The following is a 4,005-nucleotide window of genomic DNA, read 5'->3' as shown; positions in this document are numbered from 1 at the left end:
CCGACGCAGCGCCGGCCGCGCCGCCACCGCAGCTGCGCTGGCGCGAGATCCGCCTGGCGGGCGGCACGGTCGACTTCACCGACAACTTCATCCGCCCCAACTACTCGGCCAAGCTCACCGACATCGGCGGCGAGGTGTCGGCGCTGGCCTGGGACAGCCCGCAACCGGCCACCGTGAAGATCTCCGGCAAGGTCGACGGCGCCGCGCCGCTGGAGATCGGCGGCACCATGCACCCGCTGGGCCCGCGCCTGGCCACCGACATCACGGCCAGCGCGCGTGGCATCGACATCACCCGTCTCACCGCCTACTCCGGCCGCTATGCCGGCTACGGCATCGAGAAGGGCACCCTGTCGGTCAAGGTCCACTACAAGATCGAGAACGGCAAGCTCGAGGCCGAGAACAACGTCTATCTCGACCAGCTCACCTTCGGCGACAAGATCGACAGCCCCGACGCGCTGAAGCTGCCGGTGCTGCTGGCCGTCTCGCTGCTGAAGGACCGGAACGGCGTGATCGACATCGATTTGCCGATCAGCGGCAGCCTCGACGATCCCCAGTTCTCGGTCGGTCGCATCGTCGTGCGGGTCATCGTCAACCTGATCACCAGGGCCATCACCGCGCCGTTCTCGTTGCTCGCCAGCGCCTTCGGCGGCGGAGGGCAGGAGCTGGGCTATGTGGAGTTCGCCCCAGGCTCCACCGAACTCAGCGACGCCAGCCGCCAGCGCCTGGACACCCTGGTCAAGGCACTGACCGACCGGCCGGCCCTCAAGCTCGAAGCCACCGGCCGCGCCGACCCGGCGGTCGACGAGGCCGCGCTCCGCGCCCAGTACCTCGACCGCCTGCTGCGCACGGCCAAGGCCAAATCCACCGGCGAGCTGGCCGAGAGCGTGAAGATCGAGCCCGACGAACGGGGCCGCTGGCTCGAGGCCGCCTACAAGGCCTCCGACCTGAAGACCAAGCCCCGCAACGCCATCGGCCTGGCCAAGAGCCTGCCGCCGGGCGAGATGGAAGCCCTGCTGCTGGCCAGCGCACCGGCCGGCGAGCCAGCCTTGAAGGCCCTGGCCGACCAGCGCGGTGACCGCGTCAAGGCTTACCTGACCGGGAAGGTGCCGCCCGAGAGGGTGCTGCTGACGGCCTCACGGCTCGGCACCGAGGGGATCGACGACAAGGGCGCGACCGCCCGGGTCGCCTTCGGCCTGAAATGACGCCCGCAGGGTCGGCGCGCAGCCCTTGAATCGGCCCGCCGACCCTCCACCTACAATGCACGTACAGGGGCCGACCTGGTTTCGACGTGGGTGCGGAATTGGAGTGGTGCATGCCGAGCATCAGTGAGCTCGTAAATCCAGCTGAAACAAACCAACTGCGAACGACGAACGTTTCGCCCTCGCCGCTTAAACACCGGTGAGCGTCTCAACGGCAGGCCGATGGGCCGGGCCCAAGCCGCAAGGTGGAAGGCTGAGACGTCATGCACATCGGCTGGTTGCTCGTCGGGTCACTCGGCGTTCAACGAGACTCAGTGACTGGCGTTGTCCGTAGCGTGCTTCTGCGCGACGGCGGCGTGAGACTCAAATCAGACAGCTAAGCATGTAGATCTACCTGAGGATGGCTTGCGGACGGGGGTTCGATTCCCCCCGGCTCCACCATTAACGACTCCACAAGGGGTCAGAAAAGGCGAAAGCGCTAAGTAAATCAAAGACTTAGCGCTTTTTTCTTGTCCGCTTGGGGCCAGATAGGTCCACTTGCATCTACTGTTTCACTGGATAACATCCCGGACAACAGGCCTAGGGTGGCCTCAATCGGTGGAGAGTTATCCGGCATGGCAGCTACAAATACCCTGAGCGACAAAGCGATCCGTGCGGCGATTAAAGCTGCGACTGGGCGCGACAAGCCCCATGCCCTGAACGATGGCGGCGGGCTGTCGCTGCTGCTTCAGCCGACCGGCGCGGCTTGGTGGCGGCTTCGATACTGGCTTTCAGGGCGGGAAAACCGCCTCTCCCTCGGCGTCTATCCGGACGTGTCGCTGGCCGACGCCAGAACGCGGCGAGATCAAGCCCGCAAATTGATCGCGGCAGGCGTCGACCCCAGTGAGGCCCGCAAGGCTGACAAAGTGGAGAGGATCGCGCGAGTGGAAGCACAAGCGCTGGCCGCTGCAGGCCTTCCAGGGCCGGGAACCTTTGAACATGTTGCTCGAGAGTGGCTGACTACCGTGCACCAAGTTAAGGTCAGCGCGGGCCACGCCGAGCGAACTCGCATTCGCCTGGAGCAGGATGTGTTCCCCTGGCTAGGGCGGCGTCCGATTGCCGAACTCGAGGCGCCCGAGCTGCTTACCTGCCTGCGCCGGGTTGAGGCGCGCGGTGCGATTGAGACGTCCCATCGCATCAAGGATTCCTGCGGGCAGGTGTTCCGCTACGGCATCGCCATTGGCGCCTGTACGCGCAATCCAGCGGGAGACCTAAAGGATGCCCTCCGGCCAGTGGAGTCTCGCCATCATGCGGCGATCGTCGACCCCAAACTCGGTGGTGAACTGCTGCGGGACATGATGGCCTATGCCGGCCACCCGGTGACTCGCGCAGCGCTCAAGCTGTCGGCGCTGCTGATCCTGCGCCCCGGTGAACTACGGCACATGGAGTGGGCCTGGATCGATCTAGACGAGGCAAGCCTGACTGTTCCTGGTGCGGTGATGAAGCGGACGAAGGTCAATAAGGCCAATGGCGCGCCGCATGTCGTGCCACTGGCGCCACAGGCCATCGCGACGCTGCGTGAACTGCACCCACTCACTGGCCACGGCCGCTACGTCTTCCCTTCGCTGCTCACTGGCGAGCGGTGCATGAGCGAGAACACTGTCCGTGGCGCGCTGAGACGGATGGGGTATGGCAATGACGAAATGACGGCCCACGGCTTTCGGGCAATGGCTCGGACGATGATCGCGGAGCGGCTGGGCATCGCCCCTGAAGTGATCGAGGCCCAACTAGCACACGCTGTCGCTGATGCTCTGGGCCGCGCCTACAACCGGACGCAGTATTTAGAGCAGCGGCGCGAAATGATGACCGCCTGGGCCGACTACCTTGATCAGCTTCGCGACGGCGCACAGGTGATCCCAATGAGGGCAGCATGATGCGCTTCCCCGCACAGGTAGCTCCGAACGTATCTGCCGCCTACGTCGAAATGGACGCACAGGGAGAGATCCGGTTTGGCCTCAAGGAAGGGGCAACCCAGTCGGCGTTGCATCCGCTGTCCGTTTGGGCTCGCACGACGGCCCATGATCTCGAGGTTTCAGCGGTACGGCAGCAACTGGACATCCTCGACGAGCATGATCCGGTGGACGTCGTCATTGTGCGCATGCGTAATACCAGCACAGAGTGCGTTGTAGTCCCGATCGGCGCGCGTGCGCGCGGCACTCCAGCGTCACGCGCAGGCCGTAAGTCGCAGCGATCGGCGCGGTCAGCATCGCTGCGAGGTGCGGCCTCGAATCCGGATGTGGCTGCGCGCTCAGCGGTGGTCTTGCCGTTTCGGTGCCCGCCCGCTCAAGGCTCATCAGGCACTGAAACTGCCGACACGGTGCTGGTCGATTTGATTTTTGCAGGCCAATGGCGCGTGCAGGTTTCGATTCAGGCGAACGGTGCACTCGATGCTCGAACGAAGCTGCGTCTTGCCGAAGCGCTGCGCGATCTGTCAACGCGGCTCCTTGGCCACGAAGCACTCCACCGCCGCTAGTCCGATACAGGCCGAACCGAGGCGACCACAGCGCCAGCGGTCGAGCGCGATGGCCGCCTTTGACCTAGTAGAAGCAAGCGGTTGACGCGGGCCATGCTTCTGGCCGAGCCATCTCGCGCAGCCGAAGAAGAAGGTGCTCGGCGACGAGTTTGTGTTGCTCGCAGGCAACGAGGACGCCTCTAATGCGCTATGCAGGTGCTTCACGCTTGACTGGTATTGTCTTTCGTGCAAGTCGTGACGCCACGATCGTCCATGCAACTTCGCATAGGACCACTAGTGTGTTGACGCCGACCG

Annotated in this window: 3 protein-coding genes and 1 other RNA gene; all 4 read left to right on the top strand. The window is 64.6% G+C overall.

The features are described from left to right. On the top strand, positions 1–1,202 hold a 1,202-nt coding region (locus x551_RS19395; RefSeq protein ID WP_036250357.1), incomplete at its 5' end, for a DUF748 domain-containing protein. Between the two features lie 66 nt (positions 1,203–1,268). Continuing rightward, positions 1,269–1,640, top strand: a transfer-messenger RNA (tmRNA) gene (gene ssrA, locus x551_RS24670). A 173-nt stretch (positions 1,641–1,813) separates the two neighbouring features. After that, a complete protein-coding gene (locus x551_RS19390) occupies positions 1,814–3,112 on the top strand; it encodes an integrase arm-type DNA-binding domain-containing protein (RefSeq protein WP_036250354.1) in 1,299 nt (432 codons plus the stop codon). Further along, the gene (locus x551_RS25510) at positions 3,109–3,711 is read left to right on the top strand and encodes a hypothetical protein (RefSeq protein ID WP_152543594.1); all 603 of its coding nucleotides are present in this window, start codon (positions 3,109–3,111) and stop codon (positions 3,709–3,711) included. Before x551_RS19390 ends, x551_RS25510 begins: the two co-directional genes overlap by 4 nt. Positions 3,712–4,005 lie beyond the last annotated feature (294 nt).

This window comes from Methylibium sp. T29 (assembly GCF_000576205.1).
Taxonomy (GTDB): domain Bacteria; phylum Pseudomonadota; class Gammaproteobacteria; order Burkholderiales; family Burkholderiaceae_C; genus Methylibium; species Methylibium petroleiphilum.
The sequence above is the reverse complement of the archived record's forward strand: the minus strand, read 5'-3'. Positions and strand labels throughout refer to the sequence as shown.

Bases quoted from the DNA above. Each gene is read 5' to 3' on its own strand.
- x551_RS19390 (WP_036250354.1), top strand. From the start codon at position 1,814: ATGGCAGCTACAAATACCCTGAGCGACAAAGCGATCCGTGCGGCGATT.
- x551_RS25510 (WP_152543594.1), top strand. From the start codon at position 3,109: ATGATGCGCTTCCCCGCACAGGTAGCTCCGAACGTATCTGCCGCCTAC.